Here is a 25,195-nt window from a genome sequence, read left to right as displayed (position 1 = left end):
ACCACTCTTGAACATGGAAGTGCAAAAAAAGCTCAGAGCGATATCAATATATTTACCACAATACCATCCGATTGCAGAAAATGATAAATGGTGGGGCCGAGGTTTTACTGAATGGAGAAAGGTTGTTAAAGGAAAAAAAATACATAAAAATCAGTACCAACCACATTTGCCTGCCGATTTAGGTTTTTATGATTTAAGATTGCCTGAAATTAGGCAACAGCAAGCTCAGTTAGCTAAAGAAAATCAAATTTATGGTTTTTGCTATTATCATTATTGGTTTAATGGAAAACTTCTTTTAGAAAGACCACTTCAAGATGTAATAAAGTTAAAAGAGCCAGACTTTCCATTTTGTATTTGTTGGGCTAATGAAAATTGGACAAGGAGATGGGACGGAGAAGAACAAGAGATATTAATAAAACAAGATTACTCGCTTGAAGACGATATTAAACATATGCGATATCTATGCGAAAATATTTTTTGTGACGCCAGATATATCTCGGTCGAATCTAAGCCGGTTTTTATAATTTATTCACCCCAATCTATTCCTGACTTTAATAAAACAATTGACATTTGGAATAAAACTGCTAAAGAATATGGCTTTGATGGACTTTACATTATTGCCTTTGTAAAATGGAACACAAGCACATCATATGCAAATAATATTAATGTAAACGCACTTGCTGAATTCGCACCATTTTTTAACGTTCCTCCAATAAAAAGAACACTTTTAGACAAAGTTTTAGTTAAACTTAAAATACCACTTACAGTCAAACAGAAAAATAATCTTTATAATTATAAGGATATGTTAAAGGCGCCTAAAAAATATTTTGATAAATTATTGTATCCCTGTGTTACGCCAATGTGGGACAATTATGTTAGAAGGAATAGGGGTAAGGCAAGTATATATTTAAATTCTACACCGGATTTGTATAAGCAGATATTACAAAAGCGATGCGATGAATTTAGCCCGGGTAAAAGTGATGAAAACTTTGTTTTTATAAATGCGTGGAACGAATGGGCTGAAGGTAATCATTTAGAACCATGCGAAAAATGGGGTGACGCCTATTTAAAGGCAACAGCAGAGGTCATGAGGCGATTTTAGCTTAATAGCTATCATAATGATGTCAACTAAAAAACTAGCAATTGTAATTCCAGCATATAAAGATACTTATCTTGAGGCTACATTAAATTCTATTTTATCACAAACCGATAACCGTTTTACAGTATTCATAGGTGACGATGCCAGTCCCTTTGATTTATATTCAATCGTGTCGAAGTTTGAAAATAAAATTGATATTAATTATGTAAGGTTTAAAGAGAATTTAGGTGCTAAGAATTTGGTAGCTCATTGGGAGAGATGTATTGATTTATGTAACGAAGATTGGATATGGCTATTCTCAGATGACGATATAATGGATGCAACTTGTGTTGAGTCTTTTTACATTGAAGTTGAGTCTCACCCCGAAGAAGCACTGTTTCATTTTGATGTTGAGATAATTGATAAAAATGGTAAAACAATATCATATCTACCATTTTCAAAACAATTGAATGCTGAAATATTTTTTTGGGGTAAAGTAACCCGACAGTTATCAAGTTTTGTTGTAGAGTATATCTTTAAAAGGACATTATATATTGAAAAGGGGGGGTTTGAAGAGTTTGACCTTGCGTGGGGAAGCGACGATGCTACATGGATAAAGTTTATGGGTAATAAACCAGTATATACTATATTCGGATGTAAGGTTTATTGGCGTTTCAGTAGTTCTAATATCTCCTCAAATAATGGTGACAAGAGTTTTGTAGAGCGCAAGATTAAAGCGAACCTCCAATATTTGTCTTGGATCGATAGATATTTTAAAGACAATGATTTAATAGATATTACAACCAAGTTAGATAAACTACGATGGATGATTGAAAGTATTAAATATACTAATATTGGTTTGGGCAAAAAAATTCAAGTGATGAAGTCAGCCTCTAATGGAATTAATGCCGGCCGATATTACACTTTATTTGGAGCAATTTATTTAATATTATTTACTTTAAAGACATACACAAAGGGTTTTACTTTATTTAAAAAATGATTAACTACAGTATTATAATTTCAACCTATAATAGGGCGAGTTACTTAGAAGATACAATAAAATCGGTTTTGGAAGCTCTTGTTAATAGAGATGATTTCGAACTACTTATTATTGATAATAATTCTACAGATAGTACTAAAACAGTTATTGAATCATTTTTAAAAAATTTAAGTGTACGTTATATAGCTGAATACAATCAGGGGCTATCTCACGCACGTAATCGAGGCATTAAAGAATCAATTGGAGATGTGTTAGTTTTTTTAGATGATGATCTGGAGCTTGATATTAATTACTTTAAAATATTAGATAGCAAATTTCTAACACCAGGTAATGACATAATTGGAGGTAAGGTGTTGCCATATCAAGCAATTATACCTAATTGGTTACCTTCAAAGTATTATTATTTGGCGAGCGTTTTTGATTTAGGCGATGAAGAGAAAGAAGTAGGCGTGGTGATGGGGGCAAATTATGCGATGAGAAGACTGGTTGCGGTTAATATTGGAAAGTATGATATACACCTTGGGCGTAATGGTAAAAAGTTATTAGGTGGTGAAGAGGTAGATTATATGAAAAGGGCCACATTAAAAAATTACAAAATTCTTTATACACCACAATTAATTGTTTATCATAAAATAAATGAAAAGTTAAACCAAAATTACATCTATAATTACGCCTATATGCTAGGTAAGTCTGAAATTATTATTGATGGCCTATACAGTATCAAAAAAGCTAACTTTAAAAAGATAAAGGCAAAATTGATGGTTTTATTTTACCCGCTCATAAATATAATGGTGTTAAATTCAAAAAGTAAAAGCTATCTAAAAATAGCAAATGAGTTTTCTCGGGGATATTTAAATATTAACTAATTTTGGTACTTATGATTATGTCAGTATTCAATAAAATACTTATTATAAATATCGCATGTTTAATATGCCTTAACATACCCTCATTTGCTCAAACAAAAAATGTGAAGGTTGGCGCGTATTATTTTGACGGCTGGACAGGCACTTACCCGTATCATATAACTGATAAGCTAAAAAATACATATAGCGAGCGTAAGCCGATATGGGGATGGATCACGAGTTCGCAAAAAATTGTAGATAAGCAAATACTGGCAGCTTCGCAATCAGGCTTATCTTTTTTTAGCTTCTGTTGGTACAATGATGTAAAAGATACCGCCACACCTTTAAACAACGCTTTATCATATTACTTAAAATCTCCTTATCAAGACAAATTGAAATTTTGTTTAATGATAGCTAACCATAAAGGTAATGAGGTACGCGAACGAGACTGGGATAAACTCACTACCGAATGGATAAAGTTATTTAAATCAAAAAATTATTTAACCGTAAACAATAAACCGTTGATCATATTTTTCACGCCGAAAGGCCTTAATGAGGAATTTGGTTCGTTTATAAACGTTAAACAGGCTTTTGATAAATTTCGGCAAAAGGCAATTGCATGCGGCCTTAAAGGTGTAACAATAGCAGCATGCGTAGGAAGTAACGGTGTAGATATAGCATCGGCTAAGTTATGCGGATACGATGTGTTAACAGGATATAACTACCACTACGCCGGATTCACGGGGTCCGAAAAAGTTGTCCCGATTGAGAAGCTCCAGCAGAATGAAACGAAGGAATGGAATAAGATTTCAGGAAACAAATTACCTTATATACCGGTATCTACACTAAACTGGGATCCAAGGCCATGGGCGGATCAAAACCAATCATATGCAAACTCACCCCGGTACACCGGATTTTCTACAAACTCTGTATATAAGTCGGTAGCTAATATTTGCAAATGGGTAAATACTCATCCTAATAATACGCCTAAAGAACGGATTGCTTTGCTTTATGCTTGGAACGAATATGGGGAAGGTGCCTGGTTAACACCTTCAAAAACAACAGATTTTTTACCTGCAATTAAACAAGCTAACAATCAATAGTGAAATGCTTCGAGTTTTAATGATTGCCAGAAATACTTTAAATTTAAGCCCTGGGGGTGATACAATTCAAATAATTTCTACGGCTAAATATTTACAGAAACTAAATGTAAAAGTAGATATCCATTTAACTGGTGACATAATTGATTATTCGCAATACAACTTAATACACTTCTTCAACATTATTCGCCCTGATGATATTATACCACATATCATACGTTCAAAGTTACCTTTCGTAACGTCAACAATATTTGTTGACTATAGCGAATATGAAATTAGAAATAGAAGTGGTTTGACTAATTTATTTTTGAGACTTTTAAATAAAGATCAAATTGAATATCTTAAAGTGATAGGCAGGTTTTTAAAAAATGGAGATAGAATTAACTCATTATCTTATTTATTAAAAGGGCATAGGGCATCGGTTAGGTATGTGGCCAAACGTTCGGCTATTTTGCTGCCAAATTCTCATAATGAATATAAAAGGTTCACAAATCACTATTGTGTAGATGCGAAATATAAAAAAGTTTTTAATGCAATAGATACTGAAGTGTTTAACGAAACAATTGAGGTAAATGAACAATTCAAAGATTATATCATATGTGTAGGTCGAATTGAAGGTAGAAAGAATCAACTCAATTTGATTAAAGCCGTGTTAAACACCGATTTAAAACTTGCAATAATTGGAAAGCCTTCTCCTAATCACATGTCTTATTATAATGAATGTAAAAGCCTAGCTGAAGGTTCTAATAATGTAGTTATTATTGAACATATCTCACAAATAGAGCTTAGGGCGATTTATAAGGCAGCAAAAGTTCATGTGTTAGCAAGCTGGTTCGAAACTACCGGTCTAAGTTCACTTGAAGCAGCAATTATGGATTGTAATATAGTAATAACTAATAAAGGTGATACTAAAGAATATTTTAAACAATATGCTTTTTATTGTGAGCCAGATAATGTAACTTCAATAAAATCCGCTATAATTAAAGCATATACTACTTCTGTAAATCCAGGTCTGAAAGAGTTAGTTTGCCAGTATACATGGTTAAGAGCAGCCGAACAAACCTTGGAGGCATATAAAGAAATACTTAAAGACTGATGCGAATTGCAATAATAGGAACCCGAGGAATTCCTAACCATTATGGAGGTTTTGAACAATGTGCGGAATATTTAGCATTCGGCCTTGCAAAGCGTGGTTTCCAGGTTGTTGTATATAACTCGCACACACATCCTTATAAAAGTAAAGAATGGAATGGTGTTGAGATTGTACATTGTTATGACCCTGAAAACATGTTGGGTACTGCCGGGCAATTTATTTATGATTTAAACTGTATTTTAGATAGTAGGAAAAGAAATCTCGATATTATCTTACAATTAGGCTACACAAGTAATAGTTTGTGGGGGATGTTATTGCCATCTAAAGCGGTAATAACGACCAATATGGATGGATTAGAGTGGAAACGGACAAAGTATTCCAAACCTGTGAAGTCTTTTTTGCTTTATGCTGAGAAATTGGGCATTAAACACAGCGACCACTTAATCGCCGATTCTCTTGGTATCCAAGAGTACCTATTTGAGAAATATGGTAAAAAATCAACTTTTATCCCTTATGGCGCCCACTTGTTTGAAAATCCGGATTTAAGTGTCTTAGATAATTATCAATTAAAGGTGTTTCAATATAACTTATTAATAGCTCGGCTAGAACCTGAAAATAGTATTGAAACTATCTTAGATGGGGCTGTTTTAGCAGAAAGTAATTTAACCTTTTTAGTTATCGGAAAGCATACAACTACATTTGGCGAATATTTAAAAAAGAAATTTGAACAACATAATAACATAAAGTTCATTGGCGGTATATATGATATAAACCAATTAAATAATCTTCGCTATTTTTCTCAATTGTATTTTCATGGGCATACTGTTGGCGGTACTAATCCATCATTATTAGAAGCAATGGCATCTAATAGTTTGATATGCGCTAATGATAACCCATTCAATAAATATATATTGGGCGATGATGCATTATATTTCACTAACAGTACGGATGTGCGAGATGTAGTAAAAAAGGCGGACAAAACTGATAATAAATCTGCGAGGATGTTATCTAACAATCATCAAAAAATCGAAGAAAAATATAGCTGGAAAAGTATTGTAGATCAATACGAAGAGCATTTTAAAGCAATAGCTAAAAGGAAGTAATCAATTACAACTTTTTCAAATACTCTAATATCACATCAGATATATTTTCTTCTACAAAAGGGTAGGGCACCGGTTTAAATGTGGGTATCTTGTTGATAATATCCTCAAGCTTTTCTCCTTCGTTCCATCCTAATATGTACCCTTTGTTTACAAAAGTGTTCAGGATATCTAATTGATGGTCATCTATATGCTCTTCGTACCTTGCAAGGCGGGCTACTGATATAACCTTCTTATTGCTTTTTAAGCCATGCATAATAGAGCCTTCTCCCGCTTGTACTATAACAAACGATGCATCTTCATATAATCGCTCAAAATCTATTTTATCATAAAAGGGCTTATGTTCAAATAAATCAAAATCACAAGGTGTATTACCAGTTTGTACTATAACCTGTTCGGTTATAATACCATCTTTAACTAATCTTTCTACTTCCTTTAAAAGGCGATAAAATGGCATAGTCCAGGTACCAAAAGCTACAAGTATCATTCGTTATTAAAAAAGGGGTCCAACATAAATAGCTTTTTTGTAAAATTTCTTCATGTCTTCCCACTGTACAAAAAATAAATCGGCAATAGGGTAAATGAGGTTCGCGCTCATGGCTTTCGATTTAATTCTTGAAAAGGAAAGTATAAAGGCAACTTTACATCCAAGTAATTTTCCAATATAGCAAAATGGAACTGCAGTATGGCTGCCGGCTGAGACAATTATATCTGGCCTGTACTTCATTATGATCTTAAAAGAAACGAAAAAATTAATAATCAAATTTTTCCAAAACTTTAAGTCACGGTTCTTTCCGTTACTTCTAACAAACTTATAATCATAACCATTTAATATGGTCTTATTGATCGGAATGTCTTCTGTAACTACTAAACAATCGTGTTCTGCAAAGAGTTTTTTCAATTGTAATACCTCGTTCAAATGCCCGCCTGTTGATGATACAATTAAAATTTTTTTCCTCATTTTATAATCTAAAGATTCATAGTAAAATCTAAACCAATTAAGTTTTTACTATTAATGTGTAATTACGACTTATAAACTAATATAGATTTATCAAGTTAAATTAACCTTTATTAGTATCAAAAGTACTTAAAATATGCGTCTGTTATGCTAATTATTTGAATTTAACTGTAAGTATGTTGTTATATAAATAATTAAAAAAATTCAAATCAGTTAATATTAAAGCCTTATTAATAGGCTTTTTAAATCTTATCCCACCCTAATGTATTGTACCGGCCGTCCCAGGCGTTTATTATGGTAGAATTAAATAACCCAGGTTTTTTAAACCTGCTGCCGGCAATTTTACTTAATCCATTATACAAACTATGCCCCATATTTTGATAATCCATCGCTTCAATCATTTTTAGGGAAGCAGCGGACATCTTTTGTTTCTTATCAGTATCCAATTCAATATATCTAAGTATGGTGTTTGCCATCCCATTAATATCTAACGGGGCAAAGCTATAACCATTAAAGTTTTCCTTTAATAAGCTGCTTATAGCATTTACTTTGTTGCTAAGCAAAATTGGTAAACCCGCTGCCATTGCTTCATTAACTACCAAGCCCCAAGTCTCAGATAAACTAGGTAATATTAGCGCATCTGAATAATAATAATGCTTTGCAATGCCTGCATTATCAACATTGCCTAAAAAGCTTACACTGTTAAGATTAAGGCTTGCATGTATGCTTTGCAAATAATCGTGTTGCTGGCCGCTACCGATAATATTAAGTTGATATCCAGTATTACTTTGTTCAACTATTTTCCATGCCTTAAGTAAGTTGTCTAAGTTTTTTACCGGCACTAATCGTGCAACGCATAGTATGCTTTTATTATTAAGCGGCTTGTTTTCTTTGTAATAAAAAAGGCTATTATCAATACAACTAAGTCCATGAAAATACGTCATAGGCTTGCCCAGCATTTTGTCATAGGCCATATCATAATCCACATCAGGAACCCATAGAGCATCTGATTGTTTCATGATTAAATTCTTAATGGTCTGCACAAAAAAATTTCTTTTAACTTGTATGGGCTTGATATCATCAAACATCACGAATTTTTTTTTGTTCTTTTTGGCCCATTGCATACCAAGGGCACCGGCAAAAAAAACTATTGAGGGGGCAATAACAATATCCGGATTTACTTTATCAAGAAAATCAAAAGTAATATTTTTTATTGTATTTTTTGATAAATCGTTTGAACTGTGATCAGGAAATAAACAATTCCACCAGGCATGTTCATTATTGTATTGGTCAAAATCATAAGCCGTACCCTTACCAAAAAACTCTGCAGCGGTAAATTCTATATTTTTTTCGGCAAAATATTGATGAAGGAATTTTAATCTGCCTTTCCAATAAACTCTGAAATCATTATTTAAGATAGTAATTTTCAATAGATCATTTATTTGAGATGTACATAATCGTGAAATTAGGCTATTATTTGGCTTAAATTATGGCTCGCTATTTAATTCTCTATTTTTAATTTAGTCTTAATGGGAGGCATATCAAGATCGGAAAATTTAACTCTACGTACTTTAGCGTTAAATAAGTTTAGTTGTTTTAAATCAATAAATAAAAATATTAAAAATAAAGGCAGGGTTAATACAGGTTCACCAAAACCAAGTATCAAAAATATCAACAAAAAGTAAATTAGATGTTCTATATTTCTTATATAGTTTAAACAAAATTTTGAATACTTATATAGTACATATATCAATCCAAGAAATCCAAATCGTGCTGCGAAATCAAAGATTCCATTTGATATATCGATGTCGTAAATCTTGTTGGCAATTACCTCGTATTTGTTACTAACACCTAATAACAACTTAAAGCCAAAAGTATCGTAAATAAAAGCCATGCTTGAAAATCTATTTAAAGGAATTTGAGACCTGATATGCCTATAAAAAGGTGCCAGCTTATTTAGGCGGTTTAAATCAGCCATATCTTTCGTATAGGTGTTTGTGATTTTGTCACCTAATACTGGTATATAAATAACAAGAATAACGGAGATCAAAACCAAAAAAATAGCACCGACATTAAGTTTGACCACTTTTATTCGATATCTACAAAACAAAAGAACCAGCAATGAAACGTAATTAGTTGTAGATAATGTTGTTAACATTGCGACAATTAAAATTTTTGCCTTTCTGTCAATTGTAAAATTGTTTAAAAAGAAGTTTAATATCATTGTGATAATAAGGAAACAACCAAAAGCGCCAGGTTCCCATACAAATCCTGCGTTCCTGAATTCAGAACCTCTTAAAAAGGTGAAAATGATAAAATTGGTATAGTCTTCAAAATCGCTTTTTGATTTTAAACCCAAGGCAGAGGAGTATTTGAAAATATAATCACCTAAACCAATTAATTGTAACGCGTAAAAAACAAAAGAAATAATTGTTAAATGCACCACAACTTTAACAACATATGTTGCAAGTTTTTCCTTTAATATTTTACAGAATACAAAACTTAATAAAATATACTTAAAAAGGTATAATGTATCGCTTACAATAAAATCTAAGTCTAATTTATTAATAACAATATCTCTAAAAAAATATAATATAAGATAAGCCAGCGCAAATGTTGAAAATATCCTGACGTCCTTTAAATTTATTAGTTTTTTTACAGCAGCAACAGAACACATAAATAACAAAATCAAAAACCAAATAACATCGTTAGAAGCCAGTATATTGGCATTTGAAGATAGCAGCAGGAAAAGTAAAGTAACTATGTAATATATATTGATTTGTTTAAAAAAATTCATCGTTATTCTGTTGAAAGGATATTTTTAATATTATAAATGCTGTCGAACTTGTTTTAAAGATAAAGTTAAATATTGTCCGGTAGTTACATTTTTATTGAATTGTTTTAGATTGTTTTTGAAAGCTTGATACTCCTTATAAGTTATGTTTAATAACTTATCATCAATATCGTGTAAGCTGCTTATCGTAAATCCAATCCCATTATTTATTACAAAATCAGCCAGGGCAGCTTGTTCCCAAATAATTATGGGCATATTAATAGCAATATACAGCGATAGTTTATGCGGGTTATTCATTTTTAGATATTTGCCATATACCCCGCTACAGGTTTCAATAGAATCGCCATCCCAAATTAATCCAAAATGCGAACCTGCCTCAATAATTGGCATATTTGGATCAAAACTACCGTGGTATTTAGTAGTTATAGTTTGTATGTCTTCTTCAAGGCCCAAACCATACAAGTTTAACAACCAGTTTTTTTTATCGAGTTTGTTTGCCAAATAAATGAAACTGCTTTTTACTCGGTTTAAGTTACCGCAATATATAACATCCCATTTTTGGGGTATACTTTGGGTTTGCAGCGGCTCAATTAAATTTTGTTTGTAGATATCATTAAGCAAATAATCAAAAATACCTAATGGGTATAGTTTTATATTAGGGTCTAAACGATCCGCTAAAAAGCTTTTCATGATTTGGTTGTGTACGATAATAGAATTAAAGCACGACATGTACTTATCTTCTAAGTGCCTTGCGAAATCATATCGTTCCCCTTCAACATCATGTATCAATAAAATAAGGTGGTTTTTTCTAAATCGCATTATCTGCGTTGCTAATATCAAAAAACGCCAGTTAGTTATGGGGTTTTCCATAAAAACAATAGCATTTGATAAACGAAGCGTTTTTAGAATAATAAGCAGGCTATGATAATATCTGGATAATCTGCCTTTAGCGTCAGATATATATACAATAGGTATAAAGCCTTCTTTATCCAGTGTTTTATAAGTATCGGCCTTTGCTTTCGGCCCGGCATCCAAATCTTTTTTTACAGCTTGTTTTATGTAATACCTGCCAGTCACTTTTATTAAAATTTGCTTACAATATCTAAAGCTTCTGCTATCACATGGTGCATATCCATGTATCTGTAGGTGGCTAAGCGACCTAAAAAGGTATAGTTATTTAATTGATGTAGTTCTTGTTGATATAAGGCCAGTTTTTCCATGTCGTCCTTTAATCTTTTAGGATAAAAAGGAACATCTTCTGTTGTAGTTTCCTTGCTATACTCTTTAAAATATACAGTTTTCTCGTGCTGCTCCCACGGCGTAAAGTGTTTATGTTCGTGCACGCGTGTGTAAGGGATATTGGCATCTGCATAGTTAATAACCGCATTGCCCTGGTAATCACCACTAGCCTCGCCCTTTTCAAAAAATACAGTACGATAACTCAGCCGGCCATGTTTGAACCCAAAAAATGAATCTATAGGGCCTGTATAAAAAATATGATCGTAGCCTGCTGTATCAAACGCACTATCGAACTTTGTATTCAATAAAACATCAATACTTGGATGATTAAGCATTTTCTCAAAAATAGCCGTATATCCATCCTTTGGGATACCTTGGAGGGATGTATTATAATAGTTGTCATTATAATTAAAGCGAACCGGCAGGCGCTTTAAAATTGATGCAGGCAGGTCGGTAGGTTCGCACCCCCATTGTTTTTTGGTATAACCATAAAAAAAAGCTTTGTAAAGGTCGTGCCCAATAAATTTTATCGCTTGTTCTTCAAAGTTTTGCGGCTCTTGTATGCTCTTATCGCCAATTCCATCTATAAATTCTTTTGCCTGCTCTGGGTTAAATGTCTTATTAAAAAACTGGTTAATAGTATGCAGGTTAATAGGGAAGGAATATATAGTATTTTGATAGTTTGCCTTAACACGGTTTATGTATGGCATCATTTGGCAAAACTGCTGTATATATTCCCAAACTTCATGATTATCTGTGTTGAAGATATGAGGCCCGTAAGTATGTACCATTACGCCGGTGTCGGCATCCCGTTCGGTATAACAATTGCCGCCTATATGTGTGCGTTCGTCAATTAGGGTTATAGTACAATTTTGTGTGCGGCTTAAACGTTCGGCAATAACCGCCCCCGAAAAACCCGCCCCAATTATTAGGTAGCGTTTAGTGCTCATTTACGTTAACTAAGGTTAATATTACTCAAACTATTTTATCAATTTTGGGATCGAAAAATACCGATCTCCAGGCCGAATTTAATACAACGCTTATAAATTTAAACTTATCACCTTTACGTATGCGCAGGATGTTGTAAATTTTTACAATAAGCGTTTTTATAAGCCATATAGAGTAATAAAATAACCCTTTATTTTGTTTTGCCATAAAAAATTCATTCCGGAAACCATAACTGTGTTTCCACAAATTTGGAACCGTATCGTTATAAAAATCAGGAAAATAATTAACCTTTGTTTTATGTAAAGCAAGGCTATCAAAACAGTACAAGCCTAAATAATTATTATTTGTTATGCGTTTTGTATACTCCTGATCGTCGCCCCAAATAAAAAACTCCTTGTAGGGGAGGCCAACAGCGCGCACCGCTTCGGCATTAATAAGTATCGATACAAAAGACGACATCTCTGCTAACAATAACCCTTTGCTATCATACTTGTTAAATGGGGTGTTTTTATACACTGCGTTTTTTATCACAGGTATATTCATCAAATGCGGGTTGCCATCTGTCCAAATGCACTTACTACCTATAAAACCTACTGGTTCTTCAACAAAAGGCAGTTTTTCTACTAACCTAAGCAATGTATCAGGCTGGCATATGGTATCATCGTCCATTAGCCATATCCAGTCTGCGCTGTTTGCTGTAGCTGCTTTAATACCTGTATAAAATCCTCCGGAACCACCCAGGTTTTGCTGGTGAATAACTGTTATATCGGTTTGAGCATCAAGCCACTGGTGGGTGCCATCATTACTATCGTTGTTTACTACAATAATGGTGGTTGGTAGATACGTTTGTAGCCGTAAAGCCTCAACCGCTTCTTGTAATAGGGCGAGCCTGTTATTTGTAACAATTACAGCAGCTATATTAAGCATATTATCAGCAGTAAAAGTAATTAAAAAAGCTTAATCCTATATATTATTAAGTGCTTACCCATATATATGGCTACTTCCTTTTTAGAGAGGACAGAGTTGATTGAAATAGCAGTTGGATTTTTTTTGGGTGAAAATCTGCTAATGCAAAAATGTTGATGTTTTGTTTAAGCAGGTACACGATAAAAGCGATAGTAATAAAACTTTCGGTTATAATTAAACTAAACCCCGAACCCAGACCACCATATAATGGTACTAATAAAAAGTTTGAACAGATGCTTATTATACAGCCGCAGGTGGTTATCCTAAAAAACGCCTTATCCATTTTTAAGCTTAACATTACGTGCAAGCCATAAACGTTGCTTACACAAATTAAAAACGGAACTAATGATAGTGTGACGAAGATTGGAATACTGGGTTGAAACTTAGCGCCATAAAATAAGCCCAGCACCAGCGGACCCAATGTAACCATACCCACAAATGCTGTTAAGCTAATAAGTGCTACAATGGGCAATACTTTGCGAGCTGCTGCTATACCTTCTTGTTTACTTCTACCAAATGCGGTACTTACATAAGGGAAAAAAGAATTGGATAACGGTAATGTAATAAGGGATTGCGCTATCTGTATAAACCTTAAAGCAGCCGAATAAAACCCTACCTGGGTATTATCTGCCAAACTCCCTAAAATAACAGTGTTAGTGGCTGTGTACAGATATATAACTACCTGCGAGAAAAAAAGTATGCGATCATCCTTTATAATGGTGATGATTTTTTTTAAAGGGATGGCAATAACACGTAAATTATATCTGCGCAAAGCGTATCTGAAAGAGTAAAACCCTATTATTACCTGTGCTGCACCTAATACAAGTGGCTGGTAAACGTAATCTGATTTTTGCTTTACAATAAGTAAAATAGATATAGTGAATATTAGTTTTACTAAAATATTAAATACTGCTACCCGGTGTAATTCCTGCATACCCTGGTAAAGCCAGTTAGTAGTAACTACTGATGATATAAGTATAATGTAGCTATAAGCCATTAATTTCCATTCTGCCTTAAATAATGGAAAAATGGCGAAGCAAGCTAAAAATATGATGAGTGTGAATAGGAAAAATAACAGCTTGCTCCAAAGTACTGTGCTAAAAAGCTCTTCCAAGTAAGCATTGTCATCCTTGTTTTGGGCTACTTTACGGGTTGCAGTAAGGTTAAAGCCATAATCAACAATAAGTACAAAGTAACCTATAACTGCCGCAGCATAATTAATTAGCCCAAACTTATCCGGACCTATTATGCGTACTATTACGGGTATACTAATCATGGGCAGCACATAGTTGGCTACCTCTACCGAAAAAAGGCTTGATATATTTCCTAATAAAACCCTTTTTTCTTTACTCATATATTATATGCTCTTTTAAAAGCCCTAAAGTACTTGTTTAATCATTAAGTTATAATTAGTTTTAGGAGAAAAACGCAACAGATATAGTTTAAAACAATTTGTAGTTTTGTGCTAATATTTATATAAAAAACTAAAAATTAAACTTGAAAGTACTTTGGTTTTCCCTTTCTCCAGGTTTAGGAGATGTACATCTCAATGATAACAATAAAGGCATTGGATGGATAAAAGCACTTCAAAAAAACATACAGGACAGTGTCCAACTATCTATTGTTTTTTACCTTGATACTAATGTAGAGCCCTTTACCTTGGGGACAACCCGGTATTTCCCGGTTAATAGGTATCGCAGCGGCAAAATATTGAAAGCTAAAGAGCGGATGCTTAACGCCATTGAACCGGAAGCAGATCAGCAGGTATTTTTAACTATAATAGAGCAGGTTAAGCCAGATATCATTCATATACACGGTACAGAAAGCCCCTTCGGTCTAATTCAAAAATACACTCAAATTCCAACGGTAGTATCTATACAGGGTATTATTACTGTATACAGGTATAAATACTATTCCAAAATATCTTATTGGGACGTTTTGCGCAATTCGGCATTTAAAAGTTTTTTATATCAGCGCGGTTTTAATAATATATATAAGCGCTTTGCTGGCATGGCACAGCGCGAAAAAGAGATTTTTAAACTATCGGGTCATATTATAGGCCGCACCGATTGGGACAGAAGAGTAACTACAGTGTTGTCGCCCAATGCCATTTATTACCATAACGATGAAGTGCTGCGCGAATCGTTTTATAAACATGCATGGAATAACACATTATCTGGCTGTCTGACACTGTTTACTACCACAGGTGCCGATCTTTATAAAGGGATAGAAACTGTGCTATATTGCGCCGCGCTCCTGGACAAAATAGGCGTTAACTACCAATGGCAGATAGCGGGCCTAAGTAAAAGTGATGAACTTGTACATATTGCCTCGCGATGTATAAAAACTCCAATATCGCCCAATATTAAGTTTTTAGGTGGTTTAAATGAGAAGGCTCTTGCACAATCGCTATTAAATGCACATATTTACATAGCCTGCTCGCATATTGAGAATAGCCCCAACAGTTTATGCGAGGCGCAAATATTAGGCTTACCCTGCATTGCAACTAATGCAGGAGGTACAAATACCTTATTAAAGGATAAAAAGGACGGCCTCCTAATTCAGGATGGTGACCCTTACTCATTGGCAGGCACAATTATAGAACTAAGAGATAATTATGCACAGGCAATTGCATATGGCAAAAGTTCAAGACAAAAAGCGCTTTTAAGGCACAATCCGGCTAAAATAACCGCTGAATTATTAGAAATTTATAAAAAAGTCATACAATCAAATTAAACTCCTGATGAAAAAAAACTACTTGAACTCAATTATAAAATTAAATATTTATAAGGTGTTTTATTCTACCATATTATATCGCTTTGGTTTTGGTTACAGAGTAGGAAAGGCCGTTTGGGATAAAGAGTATGAAAATAACGAATGGGAGTATCTTGCTTCAGAGGATGAAAAAGAACATTACAAAGCTACTATAAACCAGGTTAATAGCTACGGAGGCGCACCTGTGATATTAGACATAGGTTGCGGCCATGGAGTGTTATATAAGTATTTTACCAAGCTATTAAAGCCTGGCTTTGGCTATCTTGGTATTGATATATCAGACGTAGCTATAGAGAAAGCAACAGTAAACCACCCGGAAGCAGCGTTTAAAGTAGTTGATTACGATTTTGAAAAGGTTGAAGGGGAATTTAATATTATTGTTTTTAACGAGGTGCTCAATTATTTCGTTAAGCCTATAAAAACCCTTTTAAAGGCATGTAACGACAATTTGTCCGAAGGGGGTGTTATCATTATATCTATGTATCAGCACGATAATGGAAAGGTAAACCTTATCTGGAAAGATATAGATAAGAACTTTAAGGTGCTAAACTCGGAGGTGGTTACAAATGATAAGGGCTTAAGCTGGACTATTAAAACAATCACACTATAGTTTACAGGTCTCCCTATAAACCATTCCATATTTTTGCGTATAATTCGTTTTTATTCGTTTATTTTCGTTTGAGGTTATTAACTAAGATAACATTATTTGGCATATAAACAAGCGAAAAAAGCGTCAAACGGAATTTTGGATAAGCGTTTCGCGCAAAAAACCGGTGATTGCAACTGCCTTTTTTCGGATATCGTTAATTAGTTGGGGGGGCCGTGCATCTTTGAATCAGGTTATTAAAACTATCATCCGGGGTAGCTTAGGTTTGTTTATCAGCTATCGCTTTTGCAAGCACATTGGGGTTGGCCTTACCGGTAGTAATAAAAGGCAGCAGGCTCAGCTGCAAATAGTGTGTCCACCCGTTCGAGCAATCTTTAAAGCATTGTATTTTTGGTGTCAGGCCTAAATGGCTAAAGGTGAGCCTGGTTTTATCGCCTTCTGTTGCAATGTCGAATACACAGGTAGTGCCGTTCCATTCCTTTTTGTCGTTCAGGAAGCTTAGGTGGCTATCAAGTGTTAGCCATACCACTTTTTGGTTAGGCACCAGTTGGGTTATTTTGTGTTTGGAGTAATGCACATCGGCAAAGCGTACCGCAAACTCGTCGCCCTGGTTTTGTGAGCTGCCGCTAAAATCTTCCGACCACCAGGTTTGTACATTGTTAATGGCGTCAAATACCTGCTCAGGGCTTTGGTCTACCAAAAAAGTGAGGCTGAAATTCTGATCGTTCATGGTATATATGCGTACGTTGATACAACAAATGTATCGCCAATATCATTAATATGTGGGGTGCCAAATAGACATTATGGTGGGTTGATTTAGACATTCATGTTTACGTATCTTTACTACCATGAAGCATATCACCATACTGGCGCCCCTTGGGCAAAACAACTTAAGCAGCATTGTAGGCAGTTATAAAATACTGATGCGGGCCAACCAATACTGGCAGCAAAAAGGCAACCGCAGTTTGTATAACATACAGGTAGCCGGCGTAAGCGACAAGGTGGAATATTACGATGGCCTGTTTGCCGTAAAGCCGCACACCCATATAACCGATATCAAAAAAACTGACCTGCTCCTGATCCCATCACTCAACCATAACTACCAAAGCGCGATAGAAGATAACCAAGAAATGATAGACTGGATAGCCGCGCAGTATAAGAACGGGGCCGAAGTGGCCAGCGTTTGTACAGGGGGCTTTTTGCTGGCTGCTACAGGGCTGCTGGATGGAAAAAGCTGCTCTACACATTGGATAGCTACCGACGACTTTCGTACTATGTTCCCTAAGGTGCAATTGCAGGCCGATAAGCTGATCACCGACGAGAATGGCATCTATACAAATGGCGGTGCTTATTCTTTCTTAAACCTGCTTATTTACCTTATAGAAAAGAAGTTTGACCGCGATACGGCCATTTACTGCGCCAAGGTTTTTCAGATAGAGATGGACCGCCAAAGCCAGAGCGCCTTTATTATATTTAAAGGGCAAAAGCAGCATCACGACGAAATGGTTAAACAAGCGCAAACCTATATCGAAACCAACTTTAGCGATAAGCTATCGGTAGAGCACCTATCGGCCAGGTTTGCCATAGGCCGCCGCAATTTCGACAGGCGTTTTATAAAGGCAACCGGTAATACCCCGGTTGAGTATTTGCAGCGCGTAAAGATAGAGACCGCCAAGCGCGCCTTTGAAAGCAACCGCAAAACCATCAACGAGGTAATGTATGAGGTGGGCTACCAGGATGTAAAAGCCTTTCGCGAGGTGTTCCGCAAAATCACCGGCATGTCGCCGCTGGAGTATAAGAGCAAGTATAATAAAGAGGTGGTAGGGTAGGTGGTGGCTAATTAAGATTACGATAATCTAGTGGGCTATGGCCTACTCGTTTTTTAAATACCCTGGCAAAATGTTGAGGATATTTAAAGCCCAATTCGTAGGCCACCTGGTTAATGCTTTTACTGCCATCAAATACCTTTTCTTTGGCTATATCAATCAGTTTGGCCTGTATATATTCCTGCGCGGTTTTGCCTGTTTCTTTTTTTACAAGGTCGCCAAAGTAGTTAGGCGATAAATTTAAGTTATCGGCACAATAGGCAACGGATGGTAAGCCTATGGTTTGGGGCTTTTCGGATACGAAGTAGTCGTTAAGCAGTTTTTCAAATTTTTCTATTACACCCTGGTAAACATGGTCACGGGTAATGAATTGTCTGTCGTAAAAACGCACGCAGTAGTCTAAAAACAAGCTGATGTTAGATACGATCAACCGTTTACTGTGCTTGTCAACACCACGCTCAAGTTCATAGTCTATTTTCGAAAAACAATCTAAAACAATACTTTTTTCTTTTTCGGATAAATGCAACGCTTCGTTAGATTGGTAACCAAAAAAATTATAATCCTGAATATGCTTACCAAGCGAGCTACCATGTATTAAATCTGCATCAAATGCAAGCACATGTCCTTTGGGTTGGTAATACTCGCCATTACTATTTACACCCGCTACCTGGCCCGGTGCCATAAATACTAAAGTGCCTTCCTGGTAATCATAAGTATTACGGCCGTAAGTAAGGTCGCCGCATATCACATCTTTTAAAAAAACAATATAAAAGCCAAAATACATTTTTGAGCCCTGCCGCGGGGCTGCCTTTGACAGGTCTACCACGCTAATCAATGGGTGTTTGGTTTCGTTGTTATTAAACGCGTTGTATTCGCCGATAGTGTTAAAACGCCTAATGGTATCCATAGCCTGTTGTTTTAGTATTCAAAGCTACTTTAATATTTAATGCTTTATAAATATGATAGTTAAAATCAGTAAAAATGGTATATGTTGCCGTAATATGTATCATTAGTATACCAATTATAGGTACGACCTTTGTAATGTTGAGTGAAAAAGATTATGCAAACAGTAAAATTAAATAACGGTGTAGATATGCCCATATTAGGGTTTGGTGTGTTCCAGGTTACCGACCTGGCCGAGTGTGAGCGGAGTGTTGCAGAAGCTATTGAAACCGGCTATCGCCTGATAGATACGGCGCAATCTTATATGAATGAAGAGGCGGTTGGCAAGGCCATTAAACAATGCGGTGTTCCCCGTGAGGATTTATTTATTACCACAAAACTTTGGATACAATCTAAGGGGTATGAGGGTGCGAAGAAAGCCTTCGAAAAGTCCTTAAAAAAGCTACAGCTTGATTATCTGGACCTGTACCTGATACATCAACCATTTGGCGATGTGTATGGCGAATGGCGGGCAATGGAAGAGCTTTACAAAGAAGGGAGAGTTAAGGCGATAGGTGTAAGTAATTTCCATCCCGATAGATTGATAGACCTAATCATACATAACGAGGTGGTACCGGCTGTTAACCAGGTAGAGACGCATCCATTCCATCAACAATATGCTGCGCAGCAGTTTATGATGGATAATAATGTACAGATAGAATCGTGGGGGCCATTCGCCGAAGGTAAGAATGACCTTTTTAAGAATGAGGTATTAAAGTCCATAGGGGATAAGCACAATAAGTCAATTGCTCAGGTGGTTTTACGTTGGTTAACACAGCGGGGCGTTATAGCCATTCCTAAATCTGTACGCAAGGAACGTATGGCCGAGAACTTGAACAGCCTCGACTTTGAATTAACTGCGCATGATATGGAAGCTATTAAAACACTTGATACCAATGCCAGCAGCTTTTTTGACCACCGCGACCCTAAGATGGTGCGTTGGTTGGGTGAAAGAAAACTAAATAATTAAATATAAACCAAAATTATGAGAATTACCATTATCGCGTTGTTCCTGTGTATTGCAGGTGTACAACTATCCTTTGGCCAGGCCAATTTACCCGGTACCGCCACAACAAGCACAAATAAAGATGAACAGGAACTGCTTGAGCTATCAAAAACCAAATGGCAGTGGATGGCCGACAAAAACGTAGATGCGCTGACCGGCTTATTTGCCGAGAAATGCGTGTTTGTACATATGGGTGGCAGTTGGGGCAAAACCCAGGAACTGAATACCATAAAAGGCGGCTTTATATGGTATAAAAAGGCCGAAGTATACGGTGCATCGGTAAATATTTTTGGTAACACTGCCATCCTGTTAAATGATATTGACCTGTTGGCAGTAGTGGGTAATAACGAAGTAACCCACGCTTTTATGGTAACCGAAGTTTACCTTAAAGAAAACGGCAAATGGAAAATGGGCTCGCTTACTTTTTCGACGCTGCTTAGGCCTGTTAAGATGAATAATCAGAAGTAATAACCTAAATGCTTTATTATGAAAAAGTTATTGTTGTTAATTGTTATTACGCTGCTATGCGCAACATCCTTCGCACAGCATAACCTTGAAAAATTATGGGAGTCGGATTCGGTAACCATAAAAGGGCCGGAGTCGGCACTATTTGATGCAAAGTCAAACTCACTTTATGTTTCCAGTATGGGCTCGGGCGCTGTTGTCAGGCTTGATCTAAAAGGAAAAGTGATCAAGGCTGACTGGGCAACCGGTTTGAAATCTAACAAAGGGTCGGCATTTTTTAACGGGATGTTTTATACAGCCGAAACCTCGGCTGTTGCTGTAATTGATAGTAAGGGTACGGTTATAAAACGTATACCTATTGAGGGTGCAGGAATGCTGAATGACTTGGCGATAGATTCAAAGGGTGTAATTTATGTAAGCGATACACGAACAGGAAAAGTACACCGTATTGAAAATGATAAACCAACTGTTTACCTTGAAAACATCCCCGGAGCAAATGGCTTGTTTATTGCAAATACCGACCTATACGTAGTGGGATCTGCTATTTTCGAAAAAGTGAATGCCAATAAAGAGGTTACCAAAATAGCCGACGGTTTTGAAAATGGGCTTGATGGTATTGTAATGTTATCAGATAGGGAATTTATATTGAGTAATTATACGGGCATTTTATACTATGTTAATGCAGATGGAACAAAACAGGTACTACTTGATAGCCGAGCTAACCGTATAATGGCAAACGATATTAGTTACGATGGCAAAACAAAAACCCTTTACGTTCCCTCTTTTAGTACTAATCGCATCATTGCCTATAATGTTAAATAGTATTTAAATCAACTCCACATGAATAAAATAATTATACCCTTTGCAGCTGGTTTAACCGGTTTGGTTTTACTTGTTAATACAACTTCGCCAACAATAAAAATTAACGACGGTTCGGTTGCTGCCATTACCCATGCAAGCGCTGCTTTACCGCTTGATAAAATAAAAATGCCCGCTGGTTTTTCTATCAGCGTGTATGCCGAGGTTGCAGGCGCACGATCTATGGTAATGTCGCCATCGGGGACGCTTTTTGTTGGCACCCAAAGAGGCGGTAAAGTTTATGCCGTAAAAGATGCCGACGGAGACAATGTAGCAGATAAAAAATGGGAGATTGCCACAGGTATGAACAACCCTAATGGTGTAGCTCTTAAAAACGGCGCGTTATATGTTGCCGAGATAAGCAAGGTTACCAAATTTGTTGATATCGAAAAAAACCTGGCGGCGCCGGGTAAGGGCGAGGTTATCTACGATAAATTCCCTACCGAGTGGGCGCACGGTTGGAAATATATTGCATTTGGCCCTGATGGTAAACTTTATGTACCTGTAGGCGCTCCCTTTAATATTGGTATGCCAGACGACCGCCATGCGGCTATATTTAGAATGAACGACGATGGAACCGGGATTGAGAAATTCGCCAGTGGCGTGCGTAATACCGTTGGTTTTACCTGGAGCCCCACCACAAAAGAGATGTGGTTTACCGATAATGGCCGCGACATGCTTGGCGATGACGTTCCATTTTGTGAATTGAATACTGCACCAAAGGCAGGTATGAACTTTGGATATCCTTACTTTCATAGTGGTACAATTAAGGACCCTGAATTTGGCGGTACGCATCAGGCATCAGAATTTACTGCCCCCGCGCAAAACCTTGGCGCTCACGTAGCACCGCTTGGCCTTAAATTCTATACAGGTGACATGTTCCCCGCGGTATATAAGGATCAGATATTTATTGCGGAACATGGCTCGTGGAACCGCAGTAAGAAAAACGGTTACAGGGTAAGCCTGGTTAAGGTAAAAGATGGTAAAGCCGCCGGATACGAAACATTTGCAAGCGGCTGGATGGATGATACTACCCAAGGAGTTTGGGGCAGGCCGGTAGATGTGCTTGTACTCACTGATGGCTCTATGCTGGTTTCAGATGACATGGCCGGTGTTATTTACAGGATATCTTATAAAAAATAGTAAACCAAAAGTAATGGTGCAGCAATAAAAGCTGCACCATTACTAATTCGGGTTTAAATCCGACATCGCATACTTGCTAATTGTATGTATTGGCTATTCCCTCGCCCCTCAAGCAAAATCTTATATTAATTCCTACCTGATCTATACATCTATTTGTCGCATATTGCCCTTATAATGGCGGTATTGCACCCTTTGCAAGTGTATTGCCTGTTTTATCTTTGGAGTATCAATTAAACCAATACCAACAACATGAGAAAGATAAAGATCATCGAACACATATCGCTGGATGGTGTCATCCAGTCGCCGGGTGGGCGCGAGGAAGACGCACATGACTTTGCTTATGGCGGATGGACGACAGCATTCGGCAGCCCTGCCGCATACGAAGCAGTGTTGGAAGCACATGGCAGCAGTTTCGATCTGTTGCTTGGCCGCCATACCTACGATATTTGGAGCGGCTATTGGCCACACGCGGCAGCCAGCCCTTTATCAAACGGTATTAATGGTGCTACAAAGTACATTGCCACCCACCGGCCCGATAGCCTTAGCTGGGGACCCGTACAGCACCTGGGGACAGATATTGTAGCAGGTATACGCGCCCTAAAATTAACAGATGGCCCCGACCTGATACTTTGGGGCAGCTCGACCCTAACGCCGGTGTTGCTCGAAAACGGACTGGCGGACGAGGTGGTGCTATTTATATACCCCGTGTTACTTGGCCAGGGCAAGCGTTTCTTCCCGGTTGATGGCAACCCCTGCCAACTGGCCTTTACAGGTACCAAAACCACACCAACGGGCGTGTTTATAAATACCTACAAATTTATTGGGCCGCTGCAAAGTTAAGTAACGCCGCCTGGTTTGGGTTATAATGGTAAGGTAAACCAAAAGGTGCTGCCAACGCCGGGCTGGCTTTCGGCCCATATGCGGCCGTTGTGCCGTGTCACTATCTCATGCGACAGGTATAGCCCTATACCCAGGCCGGATATATTAGGGTTGGCGTCATCAACACGGTAAAAACGCGAAAATATTTCGCCCAGTTTACTTGGTTCAATACCAACACCAAAATCCTGTACGCCTATCTTTACCTCATTAGCTTCGGCGGTAAGGTATACCAGTATATTGTTACTACCCGGCGAGTAACGTATGGCGTTGGTAAGCAGGTTAATAATTACCTGCTCTATGCGGTTAGGGTCGCCAATTACCTTTAGTGATGTTATATTGGTATTCAGCTGTATTTGGTACTTGTTGTTGCCGTTTGATAGTAGCTCTATAGCGTCGTCAAGCACCTGCCTTATGTTAAACGTTTCTACAGACAGGGCCAGTTTGCCTGCCTCAATTTTAGATATATCGAGCAAGTCGGACACCAGCGCGCCAAGTTTTTTTACCTGCTGCCTTGTTTTATCCACAAACGAGCGGGCCTTTTCATCAGTTATAATACCACTTAATATTTGCAGATAACCGCTTATGCTGGTTAAAGGGGTTTTTAATTCGTGGCTGGCCAACCCTATAAACTCGTCTTTTTTGTCGTTCAATATTTTTACCTGCTCATACAGTCGTGCCTTTTCTTCCTGGGCATTTAACCGTTCGCTTATATCGCGTATGATCTTAGAGGCACCAATAATATTGCCCGACCAATCGGTAACGGGCGATACGGTTACAGACAGGGCAATATCAACGCCGTTTTTGGTTCGGCGCTTAGTTTCAAAATGGTCTATTTTATTACCACCGGCAATATTGCTGATGATCACCTCTTCTTCGCCTAATCTGTCGGGCGGGATGATAAGCGAAATATGTTTGCCTATTGCTTCAGCTTCGGTATAACCAAACATCCTTTCGGCTGCGGGGTTCCAGCTGGTGATAATACCCTGAAGCGTTTTGCTGATAATGGGATCGTCTGAACTGGCAACAATGGCCGCCAGTATCGATTGCTTTTCGTAGGCGGTATGCCGGTCTCTTATATCGCGGGCTATTTTTGATGCACCTACCACATTACCATTGCTGTCTTTTATAGGTGATACCGATAAAGATATAGGGATAAGGCTACCGTCGCGCGCCACGCGTATGGTTTCAAAACGCTCCACACGTTTGCCCTGGGTTATTTGCCCTATAATGTAAGCCTCTTCATCAATCCGCTCAGGCGGGATGATAATGGATATGTGCTTACCTATAGTTTCACTCTCGCTATATCCAAACATGCGCTCGGCCGCCGGGTTCCAGCTGGTGATAATGCCCTGTAACGTTTTGCTGATTATCGTATCGTCGGATGCGGCAATTATCGCGGCAAGCACCGCTTGCTTTTGCTCGGATAGGCTAAGGCTGTCTGCCAATAATCGCGATTGGTTCAGTCCATCTTTATGCATAAACAAATTAACTATTAATATTCCATTTTGTTGTAAAGTAAAATAAATGTATTAGTAGATAAGATAAGTAAGCTGTAGGTATCAGTTGGTTAAGGCTG

At 37.1% G+C, this 25,195-nt stretch carries 25 protein-coding genes; 14 read left to right on the top strand and 11 right to left on the bottom strand.

The genetic code is table 11. The features are described from left to right. Positions 1 to 13 precede the first annotated feature (13 nt). The 6 genes from FFF34_006250 to FFF34_006225 are packed head-to-tail and all read left to right on the top strand — an operon-like array spanning position 14 to position 6,216. Positions 14 to 1,102 carry a glycosyl hydrolase gene (locus FFF34_006250; protein TSD66997.1) on the top strand — a complete coding sequence of 363 codons (1,089 nt, stop codon included), beginning with the start codon at positions 14 to 16 and terminating at the stop codon, positions 1,100 to 1,102. Between the two features lie 16 nt (positions 1,103 to 1,118). Then, entirely contained in the window at positions 1,119 to 2,078 is a 960-nt protein-coding gene (locus FFF34_006245; GenBank protein ID TSD66996.1) for a glycosyltransferase family 2 protein, read from the top strand. Next, positions 2,075 to 2,944 (top strand): glycosyltransferase, encoded by an 870-nt coding sequence (locus FFF34_006240; protein ID TSD66995.1) that lies wholly within the window; start codon positions 2,075 to 2,077, stop codon positions 2,942 to 2,944. Before FFF34_006245 ends, FFF34_006240 begins: the two co-directional genes overlap by 4 nt. 11 nt (positions 2,945 to 2,955) lie before the next feature. Next, positions 2,956 to 4,023 carry a hypothetical protein gene (locus tag FFF34_006235; GenBank protein TSD66994.1) on the top strand — a complete coding sequence of 356 codons (1,068 nt, stop codon included), beginning with the start codon at positions 2,956 to 2,958 and terminating at the stop codon, positions 4,021 to 4,023. 4 nt (positions 4,024 to 4,027) lie between these two features. Then, entirely contained in the window at positions 4,028 to 5,116 is a 1,089-nt protein-coding gene (locus tag FFF34_006230) for a glycosyltransferase family 4 protein (GenBank protein ID TSD66993.1), read from the top strand. Then, the gene (locus FFF34_006225; protein ID TSD66992.1) at positions 5,116 to 6,216 is read left to right on the top strand and encodes a glycosyltransferase family 1 protein; all 1,101 of its coding nucleotides are present in this window, start codon (positions 5,116 to 5,118) and stop codon (positions 6,214 to 6,216) included. The genes FFF34_006230 and FFF34_006225 overlap by 1 nt, the downstream gene beginning before the upstream one ends. 4 nt (positions 6,217 to 6,220) lie before the next feature. On the opposite strand, the gene FFF34_006220 is transcribed toward FFF34_006225, so the two are convergent. The 8 genes from FFF34_006220 to FFF34_006185 all read right to left on the bottom strand — a co-directional run bounded on the left by FFF34_006220 (position 6,221) and on the right by FFF34_006185 (position 14,472). Next, entirely contained in the window at positions 6,221 to 6,700 is a 480-nt protein-coding gene (locus tag FFF34_006220) for an exopolysaccharide biosynthesis protein (protein TSD66991.1), read from the bottom strand. A 6-nt stretch (positions 6,701 to 6,706) separates the two neighbouring features. Then, complete coding sequence (locus tag FFF34_006215; GenBank protein ID TSD66990.1) at positions 6,707 to 7,174, bottom strand: polysaccharide biosynthesis protein; 468 nt, start codon at positions 7,172 to 7,174, stop codon at positions 6,707 to 6,709. A gap of 239 nt (positions 7,175 to 7,413) precedes the next feature. Continuing rightward, a complete protein-coding gene (locus tag FFF34_006210) occupies positions 7,414 to 8,601 on the bottom strand; it encodes a glycosyltransferase family 4 protein (protein ID TSD66989.1) in 1,188 nt (395 codons plus the stop codon). A gap of 71 nt (positions 8,602 to 8,672) precedes the next feature. Further along, positions 8,673 to 9,968, bottom strand: a complete 1,296-nt coding sequence (locus FFF34_006205; protein TSD66988.1) for a hypothetical protein — start codon at positions 9,966 to 9,968, stop codon at positions 8,673 to 8,675. A gap of 30 nt (positions 9,969 to 9,998) precedes the next feature. Next, complete coding sequence (locus FFF34_006200) at positions 9,999 to 10,655, bottom strand: hypothetical protein (protein TSD66987.1); 657 nt, start codon at positions 10,653 to 10,655, stop codon at positions 9,999 to 10,001. Positions 10,656 to 11,047: 392 nt separating this feature from the next. After that, positions 11,048 to 12,154 carry a UDP-galactopyranose mutase gene (gene glf, locus FFF34_006195; protein ID TSD66986.1) on the bottom strand — a complete coding sequence of 369 codons (1,107 nt, stop codon included), beginning with the start codon at positions 12,152 to 12,154 and terminating at the stop codon, positions 11,048 to 11,050. A gap of 25 nt (positions 12,155 to 12,179) precedes the next feature. Next, positions 12,180 to 13,079: a glycosyltransferase gene (locus FFF34_006190; GenBank protein ID TSD66985.1), complete on the bottom strand. Its 900-nt coding sequence runs from the start codon at positions 13,077 to 13,079 to the stop codon at positions 12,180 to 12,182. A gap of 70 nt (positions 13,080 to 13,149) precedes the next feature. Further along, positions 13,150 to 14,472 carry a flippase gene (locus tag FFF34_006185; GenBank protein TSD66984.1) on the bottom strand — a complete coding sequence of 441 codons (1,323 nt, stop codon included), beginning with the start codon at positions 14,470 to 14,472 and terminating at the stop codon, positions 13,150 to 13,152. Between the two features lie 143 nt (positions 14,473 to 14,615). Here FFF34_006185 and FFF34_006180 point away from each other — a divergent pair, with 143 nt between their 5' ends. Together FFF34_006180 and FFF34_006175 are read left to right on the top strand one after the other, a co-directional pair. Next, positions 14,616 to 15,854 (top strand): glycosyltransferase, encoded by a 1,239-nt coding sequence (locus tag FFF34_006180; protein TSD66983.1) that lies wholly within the window; start codon positions 14,616 to 14,618, stop codon positions 15,852 to 15,854. A 7-nt stretch (positions 15,855 to 15,861) separates the two neighbouring features. Continuing rightward, positions 15,862 to 16,503, top strand: coding sequence for a class I SAM-dependent methyltransferase (locus FFF34_006175; protein TSD66982.1), 642 nt, complete (start codon positions 15,862 to 15,864; stop codon positions 16,501 to 16,503). Positions 16,504 to 16,759: 256 nt separating this feature from the next. On the opposite strand, the gene FFF34_006170 is transcribed toward FFF34_006175, so the two are convergent. After that, positions 16,760 to 17,230: an SRPBCC domain-containing protein gene (locus tag FFF34_006170; protein TSD66981.1), complete on the bottom strand. Its 471-nt coding sequence runs from the start codon at positions 17,228 to 17,230 to the stop codon at positions 16,760 to 16,762. A gap of 118 nt (positions 17,231 to 17,348) precedes the next feature. Between FFF34_006170 and FFF34_006165 the strand changes: the two genes are divergently transcribed. Beyond that, positions 17,349 to 18,329 (top strand): helix-turn-helix domain-containing protein, encoded by a 981-nt coding sequence (locus tag FFF34_006165; GenBank protein ID TSD66980.1) that lies wholly within the window; start codon positions 17,349 to 17,351, stop codon positions 18,327 to 18,329. 7 nt (positions 18,330 to 18,336) lie between these two features. On the opposite strand, the gene FFF34_006160 is transcribed toward FFF34_006165, so the two are convergent. Beyond that, positions 18,337 to 19,233 carry a helix-turn-helix transcriptional regulator gene (locus tag FFF34_006160; GenBank protein TSD66979.1) on the bottom strand — a complete coding sequence of 299 codons (897 nt, stop codon included), beginning with the start codon at positions 19,231 to 19,233 and terminating at the stop codon, positions 18,337 to 18,339. Positions 19,234 to 19,386: 153 nt separating this feature from the next. Between FFF34_006160 and FFF34_006155 the strand changes: the two genes are divergently transcribed. From FFF34_006155 to FFF34_006135, 5 genes are all read left to right on the top strand, one after another. Next, positions 19,387 to 20,238 (top strand): aldo/keto reductase, encoded by an 852-nt coding sequence (locus FFF34_006155; GenBank protein ID TSD66978.1) that lies wholly within the window; start codon positions 19,387 to 19,389, stop codon positions 20,236 to 20,238. A 15-nt stretch (positions 20,239 to 20,253) separates the two neighbouring features. Continuing rightward, the gene (locus tag FFF34_006150; protein TSD66977.1) at positions 20,254 to 20,742 is read left to right on the top strand and encodes a nuclear transport factor 2 family protein; all 489 of its coding nucleotides are present in this window, start codon (positions 20,254 to 20,256) and stop codon (positions 20,740 to 20,742) included. Between the two features lie 18 nt (positions 20,743 to 20,760). Continuing rightward, positions 20,761 to 21,561, top strand: a complete 801-nt coding sequence (locus FFF34_006145; GenBank protein ID TSD66976.1) for an ATP/GTP-binding protein — start codon at positions 20,761 to 20,763, stop codon at positions 21,559 to 21,561. A gap of 18 nt (positions 21,562 to 21,579) precedes the next feature. Further along, complete coding sequence (locus FFF34_006140) at positions 21,580 to 22,740, top strand: sorbosone dehydrogenase family protein (GenBank protein TSD66975.1); 1,161 nt, start codon at positions 21,580 to 21,582, stop codon at positions 22,738 to 22,740. Positions 22,741 to 22,989: 249 nt separating this feature from the next. Next, on the top strand, positions 22,990 to 23,580 hold the full coding sequence (locus FFF34_006135) for a dihydrofolate reductase (GenBank protein TSD66974.1): 591 nt from the start codon (positions 22,990 to 22,992) through the stop codon (positions 23,578 to 23,580). A gap of 20 nt (positions 23,581 to 23,600) precedes the next feature. Here FFF34_006135 and FFF34_006130 read toward each other — a convergent pair whose 3' ends face one another. Then, a complete protein-coding gene (locus FFF34_006130; protein TSD66973.1) occupies positions 23,601 to 25,097 on the bottom strand; it encodes a PAS domain-containing sensor histidine kinase in 1,497 nt (498 codons plus the stop codon). Positions 25,098 to 25,195 lie beyond the last annotated feature (98 nt).

The sequence above is a fragment of the Inquilinus sp. KBS0705 genome, assembly GCA_005938025.2.
In the GTDB taxonomy this organism is placed as follows: Bacteria; Bacteroidota; Bacteroidia; order Sphingobacteriales; family Sphingobacteriaceae; genus Mucilaginibacter.
The sequence above is the reverse complement of the archived record's forward strand: the minus strand, read 5'-3'. Positions and strand labels throughout refer to the sequence as shown.

Bases quoted from the DNA above. Each gene is read 5' to 3' on its own strand.
- FFF34_006250 (TSD66997.1), top strand. From the start codon at position 14: ATGGAAGTGCAAAAAAAGCTCAGAGCGATATCAATATATTTACCACAA.
- FFF34_006245 (TSD66996.1), top strand. From the start codon at position 1,119: ATGATGTCAACTAAAAAACTAGCAATTGTAATTCCAGCATATAAAGAT.
- FFF34_006240 (TSD66995.1), top strand. From the start codon at position 2,075: ATGATTAACTACAGTATTATAATTTCAACCTATAATAGGGCGAGTTAC.
- FFF34_006235 (TSD66994.1), top strand. From the start codon at position 2,956: ATGATTATGTCAGTATTCAATAAAATACTTATTATAAATATCGCATGT.
- FFF34_006230 (TSD66993.1), top strand. From the start codon at position 4,028: ATGCTTCGAGTTTTAATGATTGCCAGAAATACTTTAAATTTAAGCCCT.
- FFF34_006225 (TSD66992.1), top strand. From the start codon at position 5,116: ATGCGAATTGCAATAATAGGAACCCGAGGAATTCCTAACCATTATGGA.
- FFF34_006220 (TSD66991.1), bottom strand. From the start codon at position 6,700: ATGATACTTGTAGCTTTTGGTACCTGGACTATGCCATTTTATCGCCTT.
- FFF34_006215 (TSD66990.1), bottom strand. From the start codon at position 7,174: ATGAGGAAAAAAATTTTAATTGTATCATCAACAGGCGGGCATTTGAAC.
- FFF34_006205 (TSD66988.1), bottom strand. From the start codon at position 9,968: ATGAATTTTTTTAAACAAATCAATATATATTACATAGTTACTTTACTT.
- FFF34_006200 (TSD66987.1), bottom strand. From the start codon at position 10,655: ATGAAAAGCTTTTTAGCGGATCGTTTAGACCCTAATATAAAACTATAC.
- glf (TSD66986.1), bottom strand. From the start codon at position 12,154: ATGAGCACTAAACGCTACCTAATAATTGGGGCGGGTTTTTCGGGGGCG.
- FFF34_006190 (TSD66985.1), bottom strand. From the start codon at position 13,079: ATGCTTAATATAGCTGCTGTAATTGTTACAAATAACAGGCTCGCCCTA.
- FFF34_006185 (TSD66984.1), bottom strand. From the start codon at position 14,472: ATGAGTAAAGAAAAAAGGGTTTTATTAGGAAATATATCAAGCCTTTTT.
- FFF34_006175 (TSD66982.1), top strand. From the start codon at position 15,862: ATGAAAAAAAACTACTTGAACTCAATTATAAAATTAAATATTTATAAG.
- FFF34_006170 (TSD66981.1), bottom strand. From the start codon at position 17,230: ATGAACGATCAGAATTTCAGCCTCACTTTTTTGGTAGACCAAAGCCCT.
- FFF34_006165 (TSD66980.1), top strand. From the start codon at position 17,349: ATGAAGCATATCACCATACTGGCGCCCCTTGGGCAAAACAACTTAAGC.
- FFF34_006160 (TSD66979.1), bottom strand. From the start codon at position 19,233: ATGGATACCATTAGGCGTTTTAACACTATCGGCGAATACAACGCGTTT.
- FFF34_006155 (TSD66978.1), top strand. From the start codon at position 19,387: ATGCAAACAGTAAAATTAAATAACGGTGTAGATATGCCCATATTAGGG.
- FFF34_006150 (TSD66977.1), top strand. From the start codon at position 20,254: ATGAGAATTACCATTATCGCGTTGTTCCTGTGTATTGCAGGTGTACAA.
- FFF34_006145 (TSD66976.1), top strand. From the start codon at position 20,761: ATGAAAAAGTTATTGTTGTTAATTGTTATTACGCTGCTATGCGCAACA.
- FFF34_006140 (TSD66975.1), top strand. From the start codon at position 21,580: ATGAATAAAATAATTATACCCTTTGCAGCTGGTTTAACCGGTTTGGTT.
- FFF34_006135 (TSD66974.1), top strand. From the start codon at position 22,990: ATGAGAAAGATAAAGATCATCGAACACATATCGCTGGATGGTGTCATC.
- FFF34_006130 (TSD66973.1), bottom strand. From the start codon at position 25,097: ATGCATAAAGATGGACTGAACCAATCGCGATTATTGGCAGACAGCCTT.